The 22,270-nt window shown below is 67.0% G+C and carries 12 protein-coding genes; 11 read left to right on the top strand and 1 reads right to left on the bottom strand.

Annotated elements, in window-relative coordinates:
- The 6 genes from DK254_RS34505 to DK254_RS09155 all read left to right on the top strand — a co-directional run.
- Positions 1-4,500: Ig-like domain-containing protein (locus DK254_RS34505; RefSeq protein ID WP_256595839.1), on the top strand; the 4,500-nt coding region annotated here is incomplete at its 5' end.
- Positions 4,501-4,741: 241 nt separating this feature from the next.
- On the top strand, positions 4,742-8,821 hold the full coding sequence (locus DK254_RS09175; RefSeq protein WP_109933531.1) for a VCBS repeat-containing protein: 4,080 nt from the start codon (positions 4,742-4,744) through the stop codon (positions 8,819-8,821).
- A 289-nt stretch (positions 8,822-9,110) separates the two neighbouring features.
- Positions 9,111-10,367, top strand: a complete 1,257-nt coding sequence (locus DK254_RS09170) for an HlyD family secretion protein (RefSeq protein WP_176450310.1) — start codon at positions 9,111-9,113, stop codon at positions 10,365-10,367.
- 12 nt (positions 10,368-10,379) lie between these two features.
- Entirely contained in the window at positions 10,380-12,521 is a 2,142-nt protein-coding gene (locus DK254_RS09165; protein ID WP_089390429.1) for a peptidase domain-containing ABC transporter, read from the top strand.
- On the top strand, positions 12,518-13,924 hold the full coding sequence (locus DK254_RS09160) for a TolC family protein (RefSeq protein WP_109933530.1): 1,407 nt from the start codon (positions 12,518-12,520) through the stop codon (positions 13,922-13,924). The genes DK254_RS09165 and DK254_RS09160 overlap by 4 nt, the downstream gene beginning before the upstream one ends.
- Before the next feature lie 334 nt (positions 13,925-14,258).
- A complete protein-coding gene (locus tag DK254_RS09155) occupies positions 14,259-14,636 on the top strand; it encodes a hypothetical protein (RefSeq protein ID WP_177412040.1) in 378 nt (125 codons plus the stop codon).
- Between the two features lie 8 nt (positions 14,637-14,644).
- Here DK254_RS09155 and DK254_RS33775 read toward each other — a convergent pair whose 3' ends face one another.
- Positions 14,645-14,899: a hypothetical protein gene (locus DK254_RS33775; RefSeq protein WP_146219587.1), complete on the bottom strand. Its 255-nt coding sequence runs from the start codon at positions 14,897-14,899 to the stop codon at positions 14,645-14,647.
- A 291-nt stretch (positions 14,900-15,190) separates the two neighbouring features.
- Between DK254_RS33775 and DK254_RS09150 the strand changes: the two genes are divergently transcribed.
- From DK254_RS09150 to DK254_RS09130, 5 genes are all read left to right on the top strand, one after another.
- Entirely contained in the window at positions 15,191-15,592 is a 402-nt protein-coding gene (locus DK254_RS09150) for a hypothetical protein (protein WP_109933529.1), read from the top strand.
- Between the two features lie 559 nt (positions 15,593-16,151).
- Entirely contained in the window at positions 16,152-17,528 is a 1,377-nt protein-coding gene (locus DK254_RS09145) for a TolC family outer membrane protein (RefSeq protein ID WP_256595838.1), read from the top strand.
- The gene (locus DK254_RS09140; RefSeq protein WP_109933527.1) at positions 17,525-19,690 is read left to right on the top strand and encodes a type I secretion system permease/ATPase; all 2,166 of its coding nucleotides are present in this window, start codon (positions 17,525-17,527) and stop codon (positions 19,688-19,690) included. Before DK254_RS09145 ends, DK254_RS09140 begins: the two co-directional genes overlap by 4 nt.
- A gap of 55 nt (positions 19,691-19,745) precedes the next feature.
- A complete protein-coding gene (locus tag DK254_RS09135) occupies positions 19,746-20,945 on the top strand; it encodes an HlyD family type I secretion periplasmic adaptor subunit (RefSeq protein WP_109933526.1) in 1,200 nt (399 codons plus the stop codon).
- Positions 20,946-20,954: 9 nt separating this feature from the next.
- Positions 20,955-22,202: a tetratricopeptide repeat protein gene (locus tag DK254_RS09130; RefSeq protein ID WP_109933525.1), complete on the top strand. Its 1,248-nt coding sequence runs from the start codon at positions 20,955-20,957 to the stop codon at positions 22,200-22,202.
- Positions 22,203-22,270 lie beyond the last annotated feature (68 nt).

The following is a 22,270-nucleotide window of genomic DNA, read 5'->3' as shown; positions in this document are numbered from 1 at the left end:
AGCGTCGTCGCCGACGAACAGGGCAACTGGAGCACCGACCTGCCGCTGGCCGGCGATGGCGAGAAGGCCATCACCGCCAAGGCGCAGGACGAGGCCGGTCGTCACAGCGACGAGACCGCCCCGGTCTCCGTCATCCTCGACACCACTGCGCCGGAGCAACCGGACGTGGTGACCGCCGAGGACAACACCGGTGCCATCACCGGCCCGATCGAAGCGGGCAGCGTGACCGACGAAGCCCAGCCGACCCTCAGCGGCTCGGGCGAGCCGGGCGATACCGTCAGCATCCTCGACAAGGGTGAAGAGATCGGCACCGCCGTCATCGACGAGAACGGCCACTGGGAATTCACCCCGGAACAGCCGCTGGAGGAGGGCGACCACAGCATCAGAGTGGTCGTCACCGATCCGGCCGGCAACGCCGGCGAACCGAGCGATGCGCTGGAATTCGTGGTCGATACGGCTCCGCCGTTCGTGACCATAGACGTGGCCATCGACGAGGTTGGCAACATCACCGGCGAGGTTCTCGACGGCGGCGTGACCGACGATCGACGCCCGACCCTGAAGGGCACCGCCACCCCGGACGCCCTGGTGGTCATCAAGGAAGGCCCGGTGGTCTACGGCAGCGTGGTCGCCGACGCCGAGGGCAACTGGAGCCTGCGCCTGCCGCTGTCGCAGAGCGACGGTGATCATGTCTACATCGCCGAGGTGCAGAACGCCGCCGGCAATTCGGCCCAGGCCGAATTCGTCCTGGTGATCGATACCCAGCTTCCGGATCGCCCGGTCCTCGACAGCGTGCTGGATAATGTCGGTGCGATCACGGGGCCACTGCTTTCCGGCGATACCACCGACGACGCCAACCCGACCCTCAAGGGTGGCGACGCCGAGCCCAACGGGCTGGTCAAGGTCTATGACAACGGCAAACTGATCGCCAGCACCACGGCCGACGAATACGGCGAATGGAGACTGGACCTGGAGCTGGAGGAAGGCGAACACCGCCTGACCGTCACCGCTTGCGACGAGGCCGGCAGCGAGAGCCGGCCGACCCGTCCGTTCGACCTGACCGTGGACACGTCGCAGGCCGACCTGCGCATCGACCAGATCGAACTGATCGACGACTTCGGCCCGGTCACCGGCGCCATTGTCGATGGCGGCAAGACCGATGACACCACGCCGGTGCTCAAGGGGCACGTCGAAGGCACCAACGTCGCCTATGTGGAAATCTACGATGGCGAAACCCTGCTGGGCTCCGCCCCGGTGGACGAAGACGGCAACTGGGAATTCGAGGTGCCGGAACGGGCCACGGGCGAACATGTCCTCAGCGCCGTTCCGGTGGACAGCCTCGGCAAGAATGGCGAGGCCAGCGACAGCATCCGCTTCGAAGTGGTGGGGCCGGAGGTGACGTCGCCGAGCGCGCCGGTCATCAGTGAGATCGTCGATGGCGAGGGCTCGGTCACCGGCCCGCTGAACGACGGCGACGTCACCGATGACACCAGCCTGAGCGTCAGTGGTACCGCCGAAGCCGGCAATCTCGTGCTGCTGTACGTCAACGGCGAACTGGCTGCCAGCGTCATTGCCGACGAAAACGGCAACTGGAGCACCGACCTGCCGCTGGCCGGCGATGGCGAGAAGGCCATCACCGCCAAGGCGCAGGACGAGGCTGGCCGTCACAGCGACGAGACCGCCCCGGTCGCCGTCATCCTCGACACCACCGCCCCGGAACAACCGGACGTGGTCAGCGCCGAGGACAACGCTGGCGCCATCACCGGGCCGATCGAAGCGGGCGGCGTGACCGACGAAACCCAGCCGACCCTCAGTGGCTCGGGCGAGCCGGGCGATACTGTCAGCATCCTCGACAACGGTGAAGAGATCGGCACCGCCATCATCGACGAGAACGGCCATTGGGAATTCACCCCCGAGCCGCCGCTGGAAGAGGGCGACCACAGCATCAGCGTGGTCATCACCGATCCGGCCGGCAACGCCAGCGAGCCCAGCGAATCGCTGGACTTCAGCGTCGACACCAGCGTGGCGCCGATGGTCATCGACCGCATCGCGCTGATCGACGACATCGACCCGGTCACAGGGATGATCGCCAACGGTGGTTCCACCGACGACGCTGCGCCGCTCGTACAGGGCCATGTCGAAGGCGAAGCCCAGTACGTGGAAATCTACGACGGTGAGACCCTGCTGGGCACCGCCCAGGTGGACGGCGAAGGCAACTGGAGCTTCCAGGCACCTGAGCTGGCTTCCGGCGAGCACAGCATCTCCGCCCGTCCGGTGAATGATATCGGCCAGGTGGGCGAAGCCAGCGAAAGCATCGACTTCACCGTGGTGGGCGAGGAAACCCCGCTGCCGCAACTGCCGGTCATCAGTGAAATCCTCGATGACCACGGCTCGGTCAGCGGCCTGCTCAACGACGGCGACGTCACCGACGACACCAGCCTGTCGCTCAAGGGCACCGCCGATGCCGGCAACCTCGTGCTGCTGTACGTCAACGGCGAGCTGGCTGCCAGCGTGGTCGCCGACGAAAGCGGCAACTGGAGCACCGAACTGCCGCTGGCCGGCGATGGCGAGAAGGTCATCACCGCCAAGGCGCAGGACGAGGCTGGCCGTCACAGCGACGAGACCGCCCCGGTCGCCGTCATCCTCGACACCACCGCCCCGGAACAGCCGGAAGTAGTGACCGCCGAGGACAACACCGGCGCCATCACCGGCCCGATCGAGCCGGGCAGCGTGACCGACGAAACCCAGCCGACCCTCAGCGGCTCGGGCGAGCCGGGCGACACCGTCAGCATCCTCGACAAGGGTGAGGTGATCGGTACTGTCGTCATCGACGAGAACGGCCACTGGGAGTTCACCCCGGAACAGCCGCTGGAAGAGGGCGACCACAGCATCAGCGTGGTCATCACCGATCCGGCCGGCAATGCCAGTGAACCCAACGAGTCGCTGGACTTCACGGTGCAGGCCCAGGTACCGACCCTTACCCTCGACTCGGTGTACGACGATGTCGAAGGCATCGTGGGCGAGATCGCCCAGGGCGGGTTGACCAACGACGCGCAACCGATGCTGTCCGGCACGGCCGGCAATGGCGCGGTGCGGGTGCTCATCCATGACGGCGAGGTCCTGCTGGGCAGCGCGCTGGTCGATGGCGACGGCAACTGGCAGTTCGAACTGCCGGAGCTGACCGACGGCGAGCACAGCCTGCGCCTGGTGGCCGAAACCGCCAGCGGTACGCCGAGCGCAAGCCTCGAATGGGGCTTCACCGTCGACACCGAGGTGCCCGGCGCCGTCAGCGGCCTGGACCTGGTCGACGACGAGCCGCTGATCACCGGCACCATTGCCCAGAGCGGCCTGACCAACGACGCCACGCCGACCTTCAGCGGCCAGGCCAGTGGCGCCCAGTGGGTGAACATCTACGACGGCAGCCTGCTGATCGCCAGCGTCGCCGTGGACGCCGAGGGCAACTGGAGCTTCACCCCGGACGAGGCGCTGTACGAAGGCGTGCACCGCTTCAGTGCCGCGGCCGTGGACGAGGCCGGCAACGAAGGTGCGCGCAGCGTTGGCTGGAACTTCACCGTGGATATCACCGCACCGGGCCGGGTCACCAACCTCGGGCTGTACGACATGATCGGACAGAATCCGGAGACGGACTGGGGCGATGTGCCGAACGGCGGCAAGACCGACGACCCCTGGCCGAACTTCTACGGCCAGGTGGACACCTTCGGCGTGAAGTACGTGTACGTCTACGACAATGGCACCTTCCTCGGCTCGGCCACGGTCAACCAGCTCACTCTGGAGTGGGCCTTCGAGCCCTACCTGCAGCTGTCGACCGGAAGCCACAGCTTCCAGGCCTGTGCCGTGGATGAGGCTGGCAACATGGGACCGCTCAGCGACGCCTGGGACTTCACGGTGGCCATTCAAGCGTCGCCCTACCCGTCGATCATCAATGTGTATGACGACGTCGCGGGCGTGTTCCTGCAGAAGGAGGACTTCACCGAGGATACCAATCTGACGGTCAAGGTTTCCTGTGCCCCGGGCAACCTGGTGACGCTCTACGCCAACGGCGTGGCGGTGGGTTCCCATGTGGTGGACGCGGATGGCTACTGGACCTTCTCCACCGGTGAACTGGCCCACCTGGCCAAAGACGATGGTTCGGTGGACCTGGTGGTTGGCGCCGAGGATCTGCCGTCGTCCGGGCCTTACACCATCTTCCTGGAGGACAGCGTACTGCAGCCGCAGGTGCTGGCCGAGCCTTACGAGGCCGGCGATGGACTGGTGGCGGGGCTGCTCGGCGCCCTGGCGTCGGGGCAGGAAGCCCGCGCCGAGGCGAAGCCGTTGTCGCTGGCGGACCTGCTGCAGGCCCGGGAGCCGGTGGCCGAGCCCGCCGCGCCCGAGCTGCTGAGCGCAGCCGCGGCGCAGGCGGCGCCCGTGGCCGAGCCGGTAGTCTTCGACAACTCGCTGGTGAAGCAGGACCTGCTGGCGCTGCAACAGCAGCACCTGGTCTGACCGACCCGGCCCCGGCCGACGCCTGGCGTCGGTCCGGGGTTCCTACCCAGGCGGCATGGGCCCTGGCCCATGCCGCCTTTTTTGTGTGCCATGCAGCGCGCCGACGGACGTCGGCGGACTTTAGGGCACGCCTTAGATACATCGTTGGGATGGCTTTCTAACATCGCCGCACGCCTGCGAACCGGTTGGCCCCAGGGCATACGGGCAGGCGCATGCCAACAGAAAACTTCAGGAGTAGTACATGACCGTCAGCAAGAACCCGTTCCGGGATGTCGCGGCCTACGCCGTGTCTCAGGACGAACCCGTCATTCCCGTGGCGCCGCCCGCTCCGAACATCCAGTACATCCTCGATGACACCGGAAGGCCCGAGTACCAGGGCATGGTCCAGCTCAACGGCTACACCGACGACACTACCCCATCCATCGTCGGCAACGGTGCCGCGCCGGGCGACACGATCAAGGTCTACCATGGCGACCGCCTGCTCGGCAGCACCACTGTCCAGGGCAACGGTTCCTGGCGCTTCACCCCGAGCGAGCCGTTGCTGGACGAGGGTATGCAGGTGCTGCGCGCCACCGCCACCGACAAGGACAATGGCCTGGAGAGCGGCTACAGCTCGCCCTTCACCTACATCCTCGACCGCACCCCGCCATCGGCCCAGGCCACGATCAGCAATGTCGCCGAAGCCAGTCCGGAACAGCCGCTGGTGACCGCCGACACCTCGCCGTTGCTCTACGGCACCCTGAACGTACCGCTGGCCGCCAACGAGAAGCTGCAGATCAGCCTGGACACCGGCGTCACCTGGCAGGACGTCGACACCGTCGGCGGCACCTACTGGCAATACCAGGACGTGCGCGAGCTGCAGAACGGCAACTACACCTACCTGATGCGCAGCATCGACGCCGCCGGCAACGAGGGCGCGATGACCGCCCAGCAGATCACCATCAGCCGCGAAGTGGCCCCGCCGCCGCTGGAAGGCATCAAGGTGTACATCACCGGCATCACCCCGGACACCGGCGTTGAAGGCGACTTCATCACCAGCGCCTCGAAGATCACCCTGATGGGCACCCTCAGCGAGGAGCTGCCGGCCGGCGCCAAGCTGCAGGTCAGCGTCGACGGCGGCCAGACCTGGAAGGTCGTGCAGGCCTTCGGCACCGACTGGATCTACATCGATCCCAGCGTGCACAACCTCGGCACCCAGGTTCGCTACGAAGTGCGCGTGGTCGACGCCCAGGGCAAGCCGGTGGCCAGCGCCTACGCGGCCCAGGAGGTGGTATTCGACGCCGGCGTGCCGCTGCCGGAAATGCACACCACCATCGATCTGGGCACCGACACCGCGGTGGAGATCGCCGGCCAGTACAGCAATGCGCAGACCGCTCAGAACAACGACTTCATCACCCGCGACAACAGCGTCACCCTGTCCGGCAAGCTGAGCGCGGCCCTGCAGATCGGCCAGCACCTGCAACTGTCCCTGGACGGCGGCAAGACCTGGCAGACCATCATGTCCAACGGCGGCCAGCTGTGGAGCTACACCAGCGACCCGCTGCTGGCCAGCCAGCGCCTGGACGTCGAACTGCGCGTGGCCGACAACAGCGGCAGCACCCTTGGCCTCGGCGAGCGCACGCTCATCGTCGACCTCGACTCGCCGGTGCCCTTCGCCTTCGCCCCGCAGATCGCCTCGCTGACCTCCAGTGGCGAGCGCGCCTACTATTCCAGCTCCCAGTATGGCCTGGCCGAAGCCGGCGCCACCGTGGCCCTGGTCCAGGACGTCAACCGCGACGGCCGCTACCAGGAAGGCCTGGACAAGATCGTCGGCCATGCGGTGGCCGGCAACGACGGCCGCTGGAGCTTCGATGCCATCCTCGCCGATGGCCAGCAGCAGCTGGGCTTCGTCACCTGGGACGTGGCCGGCAACAACTCCGGCTTCGGCCCGCAAGTGCTGACCGACGCCCACCGTCCGGTCAACGAGGTGGGCGCCAGCGTCCAGCAAACCAATTGGGGTGGCGCGGTCCAGTCCGAGCGCGGCTCCAATGCCGCGGCCATGACCATGAGCGCCGATGGCACCTGGTCGTTCTTCCAGAGCACCGGCTATGCGCTGAGCTCCGACACCTACAAGAACGCCGGCCACGTCTACAGCGGCTACGACCGTGAAAACTACCGCGCCAGCTACCTGAGCGAGCCGAGCAAGGTCACCGCCGACGGCCACGGCAACATGATCTCCAGGGCCACTTTCGCCGACTACAACCGCGATGGCCTGATGGACGTGATCGGCCACGTCAGCGGCAACTCCGCGAACCTGCCGGTATGGACCGCGAAGGCCGACGGTACCTACACCGCCGGCTGGGCGAACAACCCGAGCTCGCTGAACATCGGCGGCGTCATCGCCTGGGACGGCAACGGCGACGGCTATACCGACTTCATCGTGGTCGACAACAGCATCGGCAAGTGGGGCTTCAACCTCCTCCGCAACGAGAACGGCGTACTGAAAGGGGAGAAGAAGAACAACACCTGGTGGGGCTCCGAGATCAGCGGCGTCGACTTGGACAACAACGGCACCGTGGACCTGGCAGGGCACAACGACCAGTACGGCAATACCGCCCTCGCCGTGCTGCTGACCCAGGATGATGGTTCCTTCGGCAGGGAGCAGACGTTCGGCAATATGTTCCGCAGCGACAGCGCCAGCCGCACGGAGCACAGCAACCTGTCCACCGCCATGACCTGGGCCGACTTCGACGGCGACGGCGACCTGGACCTGTTCCTGGCCCGCGGCAGCCAATCCTCCACCGGCAAAAAGGGCAACGCCGACGACAGCCGCATCTACCTGAACAAGGGCAATGATGCCAACGGCAAGTGGCTGGGGATCGACAACGAAAATCCGCTGTTCTTCAACGACTTCCTCGGCCAGAACCAGGACGGCCAACTGGTGCATTTCGACGGCGGCGTTTCCTTCGCCGTGGACTGGAACCACGATGGCAGGATGGACGTCATCGAGGCGCCGCGGCAGAACGCCGTGAAGTCCGCCTCCAACGCCCCCATGTCTCCGGTGCTGTTCCTCAACCAGGGCAATGGCGACTGGATGAACACCGGCAAGCTGCTGGCCAACGAGGCCTACGGCAACGTCACCGGTGCCGTGGCGGTGGATTATGACTTCGACGGCGCCGTCGACCTGCTGCTGTACCGCACCTCCGGCGAGAAGCACCTGGGCATGATCACCGACTCGGCGCCCACGGTACTGATCCGCAACGAGAACCACGTGGCCGAGGGCACCAGCCTGATCCTGCGCATCCTCGACAAGAACGGCCTGAACAGCTACTACGGCAACACCGTGCAACTGTTCGACTCGGCCGGCCGCCTGGTCGCCACGCAGGTCATCAACCCGCAGTCCGGCGTCACCAACGACAGCTCCGGCCTGGTCTACTTCTACGGGCTCGACTCCAGCGAGGTCTACAGCGCCAAGCTGCTGGCCGCGAAGATCACCGGCCTGGCCGTGCCGGGCAGGTTCGAGGAAGACCTCGGCCTGACCGACCCGACCTGGGGCAACCTGGTCGCCGGCGCCACCGATCACGCCTACGTGCTTACCGCCGGCAAGCCGACCGTGAGCTTCGACAGCCAGGGCGCCGGCACCGTGGGCAGCGGCTACAACGACAGCTTCACCGCCACCGAAGGCAACGATGTCATCAATGGCGGTGGCGGCTGGAACTACCTCACCGACGGCAGTAAGGTCTGGAGCGCCACCCAGGGCATGGACGTGGTCGACTACCAGCACGCCCAGCAGGGCGTGCAGGTCAACCTGCAGAGCGGTCAGTCGGTGGGCATGGGCAACGACACCCTGCTCAACATCGAAGGCCTGAAGGGCAGCGCCCATGCCGACGCCTTCATGGACAACGCGGCCAGCAACCGCTTCGAAGGCCGTGGCGGCGACGACGTCTTCTACCTCTTCGGCGGTGGCAACGACACCCTGGTCTACCGTCCGTCCAGCGGCTGGGACATCTCCGCCGATGGCGGCAACGGCCATGACGTGGTGTTCGGCTTCGGCCTGGGCAACGTGCTGAACAACAGCAACGCCGACATCGTCGACCTGCGCGGCATGCTCGGCTACGGCGGCCCGGTCAGCCTGGTCAAGGATGAGGGCGTGCTGCAGCTGGATGCCTCGTCCCAGGGCCTGCTGGACTACCTGTCGACCCGCGTCGAGGGCAACAACACCATCCTCAGCGTCGACCGCGACGGCATCGGTAGCCAGGTCGGCTCCACCGACCTGGTCCACCTGATGGGTATCCGTACCGACCTGCTGACCCTGATCCAGAACCACCAGATCATGGTCTGAGGCCCCGAACCGCCCCGGCGCCCATGCGCCGGGGCACTCATCCGTTCTGGCGGCGCCGGTTTTCTCCCCCTTGATGGCGCCGCTTTTTTTCGCAGGGGCACGCTTGTTCGCGAGCTTCGGAACAGGCACGGCGTCTTTCGTCGACATTCAGAAAAATCTGGCCGATGTAGGTCTTTTTACTGCTCCTGAATCGGACATCCCCGGTATTTCCACCCGCGCTCCGCCCTGTAGAAAGACCGTCCGCCCCAAGACAACACAAGTGGTCCCTACCTTGAGTACCGAAACACCGCTGTTCCGCACCGAGGCCCTGCAAGGGCAGAGCGCCCAATGGCTGGGCTCGATCATCCTGATACGGCCGCTGTCCTTCAGCGTGCTCACCGCCCTGGCCACCCTGTTCGCCCTGCTGGTGATGGGCTTCTTCATCTGGGGCAGCTACACCAAGCGCAGCACCGTGGTCGGGCAACTGCTGCCGGTCAACGGCCAGGCCAAGGTGCACGCGCCGCAGATGGGCGTGATCATCGAGAAATCCGTGCGCGAAGGGCAGAAGGTCGAGCGCGGCCAGACTCTGCTGCGCCTTTCCAGCGAGCGCTACAGCGGCCAGGACCAGGCGGTGCAGGCCGGCATCAGCCACCGGCTGGAGGCCAGCCGCGAGTCCCTGGAGCAGCAACTGGAGAAGCTGCAGCGGCTGCAGGCCGACGAGCGCCGCAGCCTGCAGGCCAAGGTCGTCAGCCTGCGCGACGAACTGGCCACCCAGGCCGCCCAGTTGCACAGCCAGCGCCAACTGGTGGCCATCGCCGGCGACGCCGAAGGACGCTACCGCGGGCTGATGGAGAAAGGCTACATCTCCATGGACCAGTTCCAGCAGCGCCAGGCCGACCAGCTCGGCCAGCGCCAGACCCTGCAGCGCCTGGAGCGCGAGCGCATGGCGCTGCAACAGCAGTTGCGTGAGCAGCAGGCCGGCCTCGACGGGCTCGACGCGCGCCATGCCAACCAGCGCGCCGAACTGCAGCGCCAGCTCAACGGCGTGCACCAGCAGCTGGGCGAGAGCGAGGCCAAGCGCACCCTGCGCATCGTGGCGCCGGAGGCGGGCATCGCCACCGCGGTGCTGGCCGAGGTCGGCCAACTGGTCGACCCCTCGCGGCCGCTGCTGAGCATCGTCCCGGAGAACGCCGAGCTGGTCGCCGAACTCTACGCGCCGAGCCGCGCGGTGGGCTTCATCAAGGTCGGCGGCCCGGCGCTGATCCGCTACCAGGCCTACCCGTACCAGAAGTTCGGCCAGTACCGCGGCAAGGTGCTGTCCATCTCGCGCACCTCGCTGCCGTACAACGAGCTGGCGGCCATGGCCGGCAGCGTGCCGGGCGTGGGCCAGAGCGGCGAGCAGTACTACCGCATCCGCGTGCAGCTGGACGAGCAGCAGGTGAAAGCCTACGGCCAGCCGCGCCCGCTGCAGAGCGGCATGCTGCTGGAAGCCGACCTGCTGCAGGAAACCCGAAAACTCTACGAATGGGTCCTCGAACCCCTCTACAGCCTGACCGGCAAACTCTGAGGAACGTGCCGCATGGCTATCTTCGACTCCCTGGCGCTGCGCTTCGGCCGGCGCCTGCCCATCATCCAGCAGACCGAGGCCGCCGAGTGCGGCATCGCCTGCCTGGCCATGGTCGCCGGCTACCACGGCTGCCACAACGACCTGCGCGAGATGCGCCAGCGCTTCAACGTCTCGCTCAAGGGCATCACCCTCAAGCAACTGATCCAGGCGGCGCAGCAGTTGGGCATGGCCACGCGCCCGCTGAAGCTGGGCCTGAATGATCTGCCCAAGCTGCGCACGCCCTGCATCCTGCACTGGGACTTCAAGCACTTCGTCGTGCTCAAGTCGGTGAGCCGGCGCGGCGCGGTGATCCACGACCCGGCCCACGGCATCCGCAAGCTGGATCTTGCGGCGCTGTCGCGCTCCTTCACCGGGGTGGCCCTGGAGCTGTGGCCGGACACCGACTTCCAGAAGAAGGAGGCCAAGCCGAGCCTGCGTCTGCTCGGCATGCTCGGCAAGGTCAGTGGCCTGTACCGTTCCCTGGGCCAGGTGCTGCTGCTGTCGCTGGCCCTGGAGGTATTCGCCCTGGTCAGCCCGTTCTTCATGCAGTGGACCATCGACAACGTCATCCCCAGCAACGACCGTGACCTGCTCACCACGCTGCTGATCGGCTTCGGCCTGATGATGCTGATGCAGCAGGCCATCAGCGCGGTGCGCCAGTGGGTGGGCATGCACATGGGCACGCTGCTCAACGTGCAGTGGCGGGCCAACGTCTTCACCCACCTGCTCAACCTGCCCACGCAGTATTTCGAGAAGCGTCACCTGGGCGACATCGTCTCGCGCTTCGGCGCCGTCGACAGCATCCAGGGCACCCTGACCTCGGCCTTCCTGGTGGCGGTGCTCGATGGCCTGATGACCGTCGCCACCCTGGCCATGATGTTCGTCTACAGCCCGATGCTGGCCTGCATCGCCATCGTCTGCATGACCCTCTACGCGCTGGTGCGCTGGGCCTGGTATCAACCGCTGCGCAATGCCACCGAGGACGAGATCATCCATGCCGCGCGGCAGCAGACGCACTTCCTCGAGACCATCCGCGGGGTCCGTCCGCTGAAGCTGTTCCAGCGCCAGGACGAGCGCCGCGCCACCTGGCTGAGCCTGCTGGTGGAGCAGATCAACGCCAGCCTGCGCACGCAGAAGCTGGGGCTGTTCTACAGCCAGGTCAATGGCCTGCTGTTCGGCATCGAGAACCTGCTGGTGATGTACCTGGGGGCGAGCATGGTGATGGATGGGCATTTCACCGTGGGCATGCTCATGGCCTTCCAGTCCTACAAGGGCCAGTTCGACGGCCGCGTGGGCAGCCTGATCGACAAGTTCTTCGAGCTGCGCATGCTGCAACTGCAGGGCGAGCGCCTGGCCGACATCGTCCTCGAGCCGCCGGAGCAGGTCGGTGGCGGTGCGCCCCCCGAGGTGCTGCAGCAGCGCGAGTTCAGCATCGAACTGCGCGACCTGCGCTACCGCTATTCGGAAAACGAGCCCTATGTGCTCGACGGCATCGACCTGAACATCCGCGCCGGTGAATCGGTGGCCATCGTCGGACCGTCCGGTTGCGGCAAGAGCACCCTGATCAACGTCATGCTCGGCATCCTGCCGCCCACCGGCGGGCAGATCCGCGTGGCCGGCATGGAGCTGTCGCAGATCGGCCTGGACGGCCTGCGCAGCGTGGTCGGCACCGTGCTGCAGGACGACAGCCTGTTCGCCGGCTCGCTGGCGGAGAACATCGCCTTCTTCGACCCGGCGCTGGACATGGAGCGGGTGATGGAGTGCGCGCGCCTGGCGGCGGTCCACGACGAGATCATGGCCGCGCCCATGGGCTACAACACCCTGGTCGGCGACATGGGCACGGTGCTGTCCGGCGGCCAGAAACAGCGCGTGCTGCTGGCCCGGGCGCTGTACAAGCAGCCGAAGATCCTCTTCCTCGACGAAGCCACCAGCCACCTGGACGTGGACTGCGAGCGCCGCGTCAACGAAGCCATCCGTTCGCTGAGCATCACCCGGGTGATGGTCGCCCACCGCCCGGAGACCATCGCTTCGGCCGACCGCGTGGTGCTGCTCGGTGCTGGCCGGGTGAGCGCGGAACAACGCAACCGCCACGACCTGGAGGGCGCACCGCTATGAAGCGTCTGCTCCTGTGCAGCCTGGTACTGAGCGCCAGCCCCGTGTTGGCCGGGCCGGATGTATTCCGTACCGAGCGCTCGGTGGCCGCGGAAAACATCGCCGAGTCGCACCGTGGCGGGGTGGCTTGCCTGTTCAACGCGCCGACCGAGGAGCTGGCGCTGGACGAGGCCATAGAGCGGATTCTCTGCCATGATCCGCAGACCGCCCAGGCCTGGGCCGAGGCCAAGGCCCAGGCCGCGCAGCTGGGCGTGGCCTGGTCGGCCTACCTGCCGCGCCTGGGCGCCAGCCTCGGCAGCAGTGACGGCCGTAGCCGTACCGACTACCTGGATTTCGACGGCGTAGAAAGCTCGGCGCGCCAGAAGTCGCTCAATGCCAACCTCGAGCTGAGCTGGGTGCTGTTCGATTTCGGCCGGCGCCGCGCCGCCCTGCGCAGTGCCCGGCAACTGCTGGTGGCGGCCAACGCCAGCCACCAGGCGATGCTGCAGAGTGCCTTCGTCGATGCCGCGCAGACTTACTACGACGCCCTGGCCGCCCAGGACACGCTGGCCGCCGCGGAGCAGGTGCGGGACATGGCCGCGGAGAACTACCAGGCCGCCGATGCCAAATATGCGGCCGGGGCAGCGGCGTTGTCGGACCGCCTGCAGGCGCAGACCGCACAATCGCAATCGGAGCTGCGCCTGGTGCGCGCCCGCGGCAACCTGGACAACGCCCTCGGGGTGCTGGCGCTGCGCATGGGGTTGCCGGCGGAAAGCCGCTTCCAGCTGACCAGCGAGCTGGCGCTGATGCCCGACACCACCTTCGTCAGTGCCATCGATCGCCTGCTGGCCCAGGCGCGCGACCGGCACCCGCAGCTGATCGCCGCCCAGGCCCGGGTCGAGGCCGCCAGCCAGAGGGTGCACGAGGTTCGCGCCGAGGGCCTGCCGACCCTGGCGCTGACCGGCAGTCTCAGCCACTCGCGCAATGATCTGCCGCGTGCGCTCAATGGTGACACCCGGCAGCGCGATACGAGTATCGGCCTGCAGCTGAACATCCCGCTGTTCGAAGGTTTCGAGCGCAACTACCGGGTGCGCGGTGCCAAGGCCGAGGTCCAGGCCAGCCGCGCGGCCCTGGCCGGTACCGAGCAACAGGTCTCGCTGCTGGTCTGGGGCAGTTACCAGCGGCTGATGGTGGACAGCCAGAGCCTGAACAGTACCGACGCCCTGGTCGCGCAATCGCGCCAGGCGCTGGAAGTGACCCAGGGGCGTTACCGGGCGGGCGTCGGCAGCATGATCGAGCTGCTCAACGCCCTCAGCGCCTACGCCGACGCCCGCGAACAGCACATCCGGGCGCTGGCCGACTGGCAGAGCGCCCGCCTGCAATTGGCGGCCGGGCTCGGTCGCCTGGGGTTCTGGGCGCTGCGCTGAATGCCTGCGGGCAAGGCCCGGCCCCCGCTGACATCGACACTGAAGCCGCGCTGGAATCCTCCAGGCGGCTTTTTTTCTGCCCGCGGCGCAGGCTGCCATTGACCGGGTGAGCTGCTGTTGAGGGGCGCTTGTACGAAGTGGCCGAGTTCGGCCGTTTACCTGACACCTGACTTCCTAATATGCCTGTTCTCAGGGGTTTATTAATCGCTGTGGGTACTCATGAAAATAAACTCCAGGTGTCATTGCATTTCATGCACTTGATATCGCCGCCTGCTGTTGGCGGGCGGTGTATGCATTACCAACTTCAGATCCATCAACCTGCAAGGAGTCCATCATGCAAGAACTCAACAGCCAGGAACTCGAAATGATCGCCGGCGGCGCCACCACCGGTATCCTCGACAGCATCGGCGGCGGCCTGCTCGGTATCTTCGCCGGCGCCATGGGCACCGCCTGGCGCGGCGGCACCATCGCCATCAACAACTTCGGGGGCATCGGTCATATCCTGGCGCCGGCCGCCGGGATCATCGTCGGTGCCTTCGGCACCATCTGGGGCGCGGTCTTCGGCCTTATCAACGGCATCGCCCAGGGGACCGGCTCCCAGGTCCAGGCGCTGGGCGATGTATGGAACGACATCATTGGCCTGCCGGGTTCGGCCACCGGCCAGGGCTACGACGGTTATCTCGGTGGTGGCACCGGCAATGGTCCGCGCTGATTGACCGATTAAAGCAACGCAGCCACCACCAGGCGGTGGTGGCTTCCGACATTCTCCAGGTACTGCCTGTCGTTCGCTGCTGTTGGAAACTTCCCGGTTTCCGGCGTTGTGCAGGATTCAGCAGTTTTATTGAAACGAGCCGCATGAGAAGTCCTTGTATGAAAATTCCAAACTATCGGGTTGTATTCTGCCGGCCATATCCTGCGAATTCCTGATGATGGCACTTTCCAGTGTTTTTGGGTTGTCATCAGTAGTTTGATCAACAAGAATTTACCTGTCGCATCGGCCTTGTGCTTGTTGCGAAATAGCCGGCGCCGAAATTGTCGCGGAGTCTCCGCGTGGTAATTGAAATGGCCTTGGGCTGAAGTACTTCCGGTTGATCAACAAGCCACGATCCTTGGCTGGGCTTTTGCCGTGGATATTGGTTGTTGCGGATCATTCTTGGAAAGCTTCAGACGGCCTTGCTATTGCTGTTCATATCGGTGGCGGTATGTCGAGAAAATGAGCCGTGATTTGAAAGCGGCAATTCTGTTAGCTGCAAGGAGTCTATCCAAATGCAAGAACTGAAAATGCAAGAAATCGAGATGGTAGCGGGCGCGGGTATCATCGAGGACGTGGTCGGTCGCATCGGTGCGGCCATCATGCTGGTCCCGCTGTCCCTCAGCACCGGTGTCGCCAAGGGCGTGGTAACCGGTGGCTCCGTGGGTGGCATCCTGGGCGTTGGTGTCGCCAGTGGTGCCTTCGGTGGTGTCATCGGTGGCGTTCTTGGCGTCATTCATGCGGTTACCTACGGTCTGGTGAATGGCTGGGACATGTCGCTGCAAACCTTCAACGGCAACGCAGAAGGTTGGTGGCGCATGGATTACCCGGCACCGCAGGTCGGCAACGGCGGCGGTCTGCTGGGCGGCCTGATCGGCGGCAGCGGCGGCAACGGCGGTTCTGTGAGCCCGCGTTGATCCCCAGAAGAGGCCATCGCCCATCGGGTGGCCTTTAGCTGTCTCGGAGCCTGCCGGTAAACGGCAGGCTCTGTCGCATATTCGCTTGTGCAGTTTCCATTGCCCGGGTTTGCCGAACTTCATGGGGCGGAAAATAATTCGCTATATCTATGCGGACTGAAAATAATAAGCCGTGCTGGTGCGAGTCATGCTGGTTGTATCGAAAACCACTGCTTCGGTAGTGGTTTTTTATTGTGTCGAATTTAGGGAAGATCCTGCCGGTTCAGGTCGGAGTTGATGGATTTTTGGTTTTTTGTATAAGAAAAATCCTACATGCTGGTTCGTATTTATCCTCTGATGGGACGAGTTGTCGGGTAATAGACTGATAGGCATCAGTAATAAACGGCATTTTCGGATGTTCTCTCAAAGATAGCCTTTGCGGTGATCCGTAGTATTGCCGCCTCGGTTTTTCAGGGTGGTTCGGATGTATCTCAATAAACTGTATTGGGGAATGTTGGCTTGCCTGGCATTTTCTTCTCTGGCAGTTGCCGGCGAGACTGCTGGCAAAAACGGCAAGCGCATGGTCTGCCGGCCCGAATGCCAGTGGCTGGACGCCGCCGCGCCCGTGCCGGCGGCGCCCGCGGCCACGGCGGTGCGCCAGGCCGTGGCGCGGGCCGGTGCGCAGCCCAGGCTGGACCTGTCGGTCGATCACCTGGCCCGGGACTGGCAGCCGGCGGATACCGGGGCGGGGCAGGGCGGTGCCCTGGACCTGTGGCGCGCGGTCGGCCTGGCGGTGGAAACCTACCCGTCGATCCGCGATGCCGCCGCCCAGCTGGACCAGCAACGCGAAGCGATCAACGTGGCCAGGGCCGGCTACCTGCCGACCATCCAGACCGGCCTCAACACCGGCAGGCAGGGCGCCTACGGCAGCGGGCAGAACCTGTCGCTGTCCGCCTCGCAGATGATCTACGACTTCGGCAAGGTGGCCAACGCGGTCAAGGGCGCCGAGGCCGGCGTGCGCGTGCAGCGCTTCCAGCTGATGAGCGAGGTGGACGAGGTCGCCCGGCAATCGGCCCAGGCGCTGATCGAGGTCGCCCGCTACCGCGCCCTGCGCGACAGCGCCCGGACCCTGGTGGACAGCCTGCAGCGCCTGCGGCAACTGGCCCGGCAGCGCGCCGACGAGGGCGCCAGCACCCAGGCCGACCTGATCCAGGCGCAGTCGCGGGTGGAGGCGGCCGAGGCCTCGCTGCTGGCCATCCAGACCCAGCTGCAGCAGCAGAAGAGCAAGCTGCGCACCATGATCGGCCGCGAGGTGAGCGAGGCCGCCGTCAGCGTGCCCGCCGAACGCCTGCAGCGGGCCGCCCGGCTGATCGAGCCGAACCCGCAGATGCCGGTGAGCGTGCGCATGGCCCTGGCCGAGCGCGAGGAGGCCGAGGCCCAGCTGTCCCTGGCGCGGTCCAACACCCGGCCGACCTTCACCGTCGACGGCGGCGTCAACAAGTACTTCGGCAATGCCGGCGACATGGCCGGCGAGCGCGTCTACACCCTGACCCTCGGCGTCAAGCACGACCTCTTCGCCGGCGGCGCGCCCTCGGCGCGGGTGCGCGGCGCCGGCCAGGCACTGCGGGCGGCGGAAGAGCGCATACACACCCGGCAACTGGAGGCTCGCGACCAGTGGACCGCCCTGCAGGAGCAGATGGGCGGCCTCGACGAGCGCCTGCGGGTGCTCGCCGACCGCCAGAAGAGCATCGTCGACACCCAGCGCCTGTACCGCGAGCAGTACCTGTCGCTGGGCACCCGCACGCTGCTCGACCTGCTCAACGCCGAGCAGGAGATCTTCCAGGCGCAGAGCGATTCGGTGAACGCCCGCCATGACCTGTGGAGCGCCCAGGTGGCCTTCATCAACGCCACCGGACGGATGCACGACGTCTTCCAACTCGAGAGTGATTCCCTATGACCGCGCAAGCGCAACGCCCGGTGGCCGACAGCGCCCCCTGGCTGGAAGCCATGCTGATGGTGGCCCGGCACTACCGCCTGGACGTATCCGAGGAGCGCGTCCGCGTCGGCCTGGAATGGCACCGCGGCCTGGACCTGGACGGCCAGTTGCAGCACATGGCCCGCGACATGGGCCTGACGCTGCGCGCCGAGGCCCTGGACAAGGGCGTGCTCGACCCCTGGCGGCTGCCGGTGCTGGCGCAGTTCTCCGGCGGCCAGGTGGGGCTGATCGAAAGCGTCGACGGCAACGGTGGCGTCGGTGTGCGCCTGAGCGGCGAGCAGGGCGTGCTGCAGGCGCTGCCGGCCGCCGAAGTGGCCGAGCGGGTGCAGCGGGTGTACCGCCTGCGCCCCGAGGTGGCGGTGGCGGACGTGCGCGTCGACGACTACATCAAGCCCTACCAGCCCAACTGGTTCTGGAGCCTGGTGCTGCGCGACTGGCGGCGCTACGGCGACGTGATGCTCGCCTCGCTGGTGGCCAACGTGCTGGCCCTGGCTTCCATGCTGTTCTCCATGCAGGTCTACGACCGCGTGGTGCCGGCGCAATCCGAGCCGACCCTGTGGGTGCTGTTCGGCGGGGTGATGCTGGCGGTGCTCATCGGCTTCGGCATGCGCCTGGCGCGCACCCACATCTCCGACCTGATCGGCAAGCGCGCCGACCTGCGCATCTCCGACCGCGTCTTCGGCCACGCCCTGCGCCTGCGCAACGAGGCCATCTCCAAGTCCACCGGCTCGTTCATCTCGCAGATCCGCGAGATGGAGCAGGTGCGCGAGCTGATCACCTCGACCACCCTGGGCGCGCTGGCCGACCTGCCGTTCTTCTTCCTGTTCCTGGTGGTGCTCTGGTCGGTGGGCGGGAGCATGGCCCTGGTGCCGCTGGCGGTGCTGCCGCTGCTGCTGATCCCCGGCCTGCTGGCGCAGAAGCCGCTGGGGCGGTTGTCCAAGGAGGGCATGCGCGAGTCGGCGATCCGCAACGCCATGCTGGTGGAGGCGGTGCAGGGCATCGAGGACGTCAAGCAACTGCGCGCCGAGCAGCGCTTCCAGAACCAGTGGAACCACCTCAACGAGGTCTCGGCCACCGTCAGCATGCGCCAGCGCTTCATCACCGGCGCGCTCATGGCCTGGACCCAGGAAGTGCAGACCCTGGTGTACGTGCTGGTGGTGCTGGTCGGCTGCTTCCAGGTGATGAGCGGCGACATGACCACCGGCGCGCTGATCGGCATGTCCATCCTGTCCTCGCGGATGATCGCGCCCCTGGCGCAGATCTCCGGGATCATGTCGCGCTGGCAGCAGGCCAAGGTCGCCCGCGAGGGCCTGGAAGAACTGATGAAGCGCCCGGTGGAAAGCGCCGAGGGCGGCAAGCGCCTGCACCGTCCGGTGCTGCACGGCGACTACCAGCTCGAAGGCGTGCGCTTCCGCTACGGCCAGGACGACAAGCGCCCGGCCATCGAGGTGGCCCAGCTGCGCATCGCCGCCGGCGAGAAGGTCGCCATCCTCGGCCGCAACGGCGCCGGCAAGTCCAGCCTGCTGCAACTGCTGGCCGGCATGTACCGGCCGCAGGAGGGCAGCCTGCTGCTCGACTCGCTGCGCCTGGAACTGATCGACCCCTACGACGTGCGCCGCGACGTGGCCTTTCTCAGCCAGCAGGCCAACCTGTTCTTCGGCACCCTGCGCGAGAACCTGAGCATGGGCCGGCCCAACGCCAGCGACGAGGAGCTGCTCGAGGCCCTGCGCCTGAGCGGCGCCCTGGGCCTGGTGCAGGCCCTGCCCGACGGCCTGGAGCACATGGTCCAGGAGGGCGGCCGCGGCCTCTCCGGCGGCCAGCGCCAGAGCCTGCTGCTGGCCCGCACGCTGCTGCGCCAGCCGCGCGTGCTGCTGCTCGACGAGCCCACCGCCTGGCTCGACGAGGTGGGCGAGCAGGCCCTGATCCGCCACCTGGAGCCCTGGCTGAAGTCGCGCACCCTGGTGGTGGCGACCCACCGCCCGGCGGTGCTCAAGTGGGTCGACCGCATCATCGTCGTGGACAACGGCCGCGTCGTGCTCGACGACACCAAGCAGGCGGTGCTGGCCAAGCTCGCCGGCCCGCCGCCGGCCAAACCCGGCGAGAAGGCCCCGGCGGTGGCCTGAGGCCGCCCACGCAATTCGCAGAGGACGCGGGCCCTGGCCCGTGTCGGGAGTGACCATGCAAGCCAATTCGATTCAAGCGCCCGGGGCCGCGCCCCTGGCCCCCTATTTCCAGGCGAAGGAGCGCGCGCCCCGCGCCGCCTGGCTGGTCTGGTGCGTGCTAGGCGGCATGCTGCTGCTGTTCGCCTGGGCCTACCTGTTCGAGCTCGACGAAGTCTCCACCGGCACCGGCAAGGTGATCCCCAGCTCCCGCGAGCAGGTGGTGCAGTCCCTGGAGGGCGGCATCCTCGCCGAACTGCGGGTCAAGGAGGGCGACCGCGTCGACGCCGGCCAGGTGCTGGCCCAGCTCGACCGCACCAAGACCGAGTCCTCGGTGGGCGAGAGCGCCTCGCGCCTGCGCGCCGCCCTGGCCATGGCCGCGCGCCTGCGCGCCGAGGTGGACGGCGGCGAACTGGTGTTCCCCCCGGAAGTGCTGGAGGAGCCGGACCTGGTGAGGTCCGAGACCGCCCTGTACAAGTCGCGGCGCGACAGCCTGCAGAAGAGCCTGCAGGGCATCAACGAGGCCCTGGCGCTGGTCCGCAAGGAACTGAAGCTGACCACGCGCCTGGCCGAGATCGGCGCGGCGAGCAACGTCGAGGTGCTGCGCCTGAAGCGCCAGGCCAACGAGCTGGAGCTCAAGGCCACCGAGACGCGCAACCAGTACTACGTCAAGGCCCGCGAGGAACTGGCCAAGGCCAATGGCGAGGTGGAGGCGCAGCAGTCGGTGACCCGCGGCCGCGCCGACTCGCTGTCGCGCCTGACCGTGGTCTCGCCGGTGCGCGGCATCGTCAAGGACATCGAGGTGAACACCGTCGGCGGCGTCATCCCGCCCAACGGCCGCTTCATGGTCATAGTGCCGGTGGAGGACCAGTTGCTGGTGGAGGCGCGCATCTCGCCGCGCGACGTGGCCTTCATCCACCCCGGCCAGCCGGCCACGGTGAAGATCAGCGCCTACGACTACGCCATCTACGGCGGCCTGGACGGCAAGGTGACGCACATCTCGCCGGACACCATCCAGGACGAGGTGCGCCGCGACCAGTACTACTACCGCGTGTTCGTACGCACCCAGACCGACTCGCTGCAGAACAAGGAAGGCAAGAGCTTCCCGATCTTCCCCGGCATGGTCGCCACGGTGGACGTGCACACCGGCAGCAAGACCGTCTGGGACTACCTGACCAAGCCGCTCAACCGCGCCCGCGAAGCGCTGCGCGAACGCTGAGGAGGCGCCATGGCCAAGCAACGCACCCCCAGCTACCGCGAGCGCCGCGAGGTGGAGGCCGCCGGCAGGCGCGCAAGCGCGCTCTACGCCCAGGGCCGGCATGAGGAGGCCCTGCAACTGTGCCTGCAGACCGCCCGGCGCTGGCCGCAGCTGGCGGTGGCCTGGACCGACGCGGCGGTCAACTGCATCAAGCTGGAGCGCTGGCAGCAGGCCGTCGAGCACGCCGGCCGCGCCCTGGCCGCCGGCGGCACCGGCCTGGCGCTGTTCGACGCCCTGTCCCACGCCCACTGCGCGCTGCGCCAGTGGGACCAGGTGCGTCAGCACGGCCTGCACGCGCTGACCCTGCGCGACCGCCAGTTCGGCGTCGAGCCGCCGCTGGCCCACGCCCTGCCGCCGCTGCCGCCACCACCCAGCGCCGCCACCCGCGGGCGCAACCTGATCGCCTTCTCGCTGTTCGGCGCCAGCGCCAAGTACTGCGAGACGGCGGTGCTCAACGTGCTGGAGCAGCCGCGCATCTACCCGCACTGGACCTGCCGCTTCTACATCGACGACAGCGTGCCCGAGGCCATCGTCCGCCGCCTGCGCGACAACGGTGGCGAAGTGGTGCTGGTCGACGAGGCCGTGCGCCAGTGGCCGGGGCCCATGTGGCGTTTCCTGGCGCTGGACGATACGCAGGCCCAGCGCATCCTGTTCCGCGACGCCGACTCGGTGATCAGCGAACGCGAGGCCGAGGCGGTGGCCGAATGGCTGGCCAGCGACAGGCGCTTCCATGCCCTGCGCGACAACGGCACCCACACCGAGCTGCTCCTGGCCGGCCTGTGGGGCGCGGTGGGCGGGGCGCTGCCGCCGCTGGTGGAGCTGCTCCGGCCGTTCTTCGCCGAGCCGCTGGCCTCGCGGCATTTCGCCGACCAGCACTTCCTGCGCCGCTACGTCTGGCCCTACGCGCGGCGCAGCCTGCTGCAGCACGATTCGATGTTCGGCTTCCTGGGCGCCGCCGGCTTCCCCGGCGGGCCCATGCCGGACGACTTCCACGTCGGCTACGCCGAAGGCTCGCCACGTTTCGAAGTGCCCTGCACCCTGGCCGAGGGTACCCGGGTGCGCTGGACCCTCTACCGCCGCGGCGGGGAGGGCGAGCAGGCGATCTGCGACTACGCCGCCACGGTGACCGCCGGCGCGGTGCACGGGCACATCCCGGCGCGCTACGCCGAGTGGATCCGCCGCGGCGAAGCGCGCATCGCAGTGGCGCCGGAGACGTAGGGCGTACAACCGTTCGCGGTTGTACGCCGTTTCACCGATCTTGCAGGGACCCGCGCGGGATTCGACCC

Source organism: Pseudomonas sp. RW407, from assembly GCF_003176655.1.
Taxonomy (GTDB): domain Bacteria; phylum Pseudomonadota; class Gammaproteobacteria; order Pseudomonadales; family Pseudomonadaceae; genus Pseudomonas; species Pseudomonas delhiensis.
This window is presented reverse-complemented; position numbering and strand designations above follow the sequence as displayed.

Coding starts and splice junctions, on each gene's coding strand:
- DK254_RS09175 (WP_109933531.1), top strand. CDS start 4,742: ATGACCGTCAGCAAGAACCCGTTCCGGGATGTCGCGGCCTACGCCGTG.
- DK254_RS09165 (WP_089390429.1), top strand. CDS start 10,380: ATGGCTATCTTCGACTCCCTGGCGCTGCGCTTCGGCCGGCGCCTGCCC.
- DK254_RS09160 (WP_109933530.1), top strand. CDS start 12,518: ATGAAGCGTCTGCTCCTGTGCAGCCTGGTACTGAGCGCCAGCCCCGTG.
- DK254_RS09155 (WP_177412040.1), top strand. CDS start 14,259: ATGCAAGAACTCAACAGCCAGGAACTCGAAATGATCGCCGGCGGCGCC.
- DK254_RS09150 (WP_109933529.1), top strand. CDS start 15,191: ATGCAAGAACTGAAAATGCAAGAAATCGAGATGGTAGCGGGCGCGGGT.
- DK254_RS09145 (WP_256595838.1), top strand. CDS start 16,152: ATGGTCTGCCGGCCCGAATGCCAGTGGCTGGACGCCGCCGCGCCCGTG.
- DK254_RS09140 (WP_109933527.1), top strand. CDS start 17,525: ATGACCGCGCAAGCGCAACGCCCGGTGGCCGACAGCGCCCCCTGGCTG.
- DK254_RS09135 (WP_109933526.1), top strand. CDS start 19,746: ATGCAAGCCAATTCGATTCAAGCGCCCGGGGCCGCGCCCCTGGCCCCC.
- DK254_RS09130 (WP_109933525.1), top strand. CDS start 20,955: ATGGCCAAGCAACGCACCCCCAGCTACCGCGAGCGCCGCGAGGTGGAG.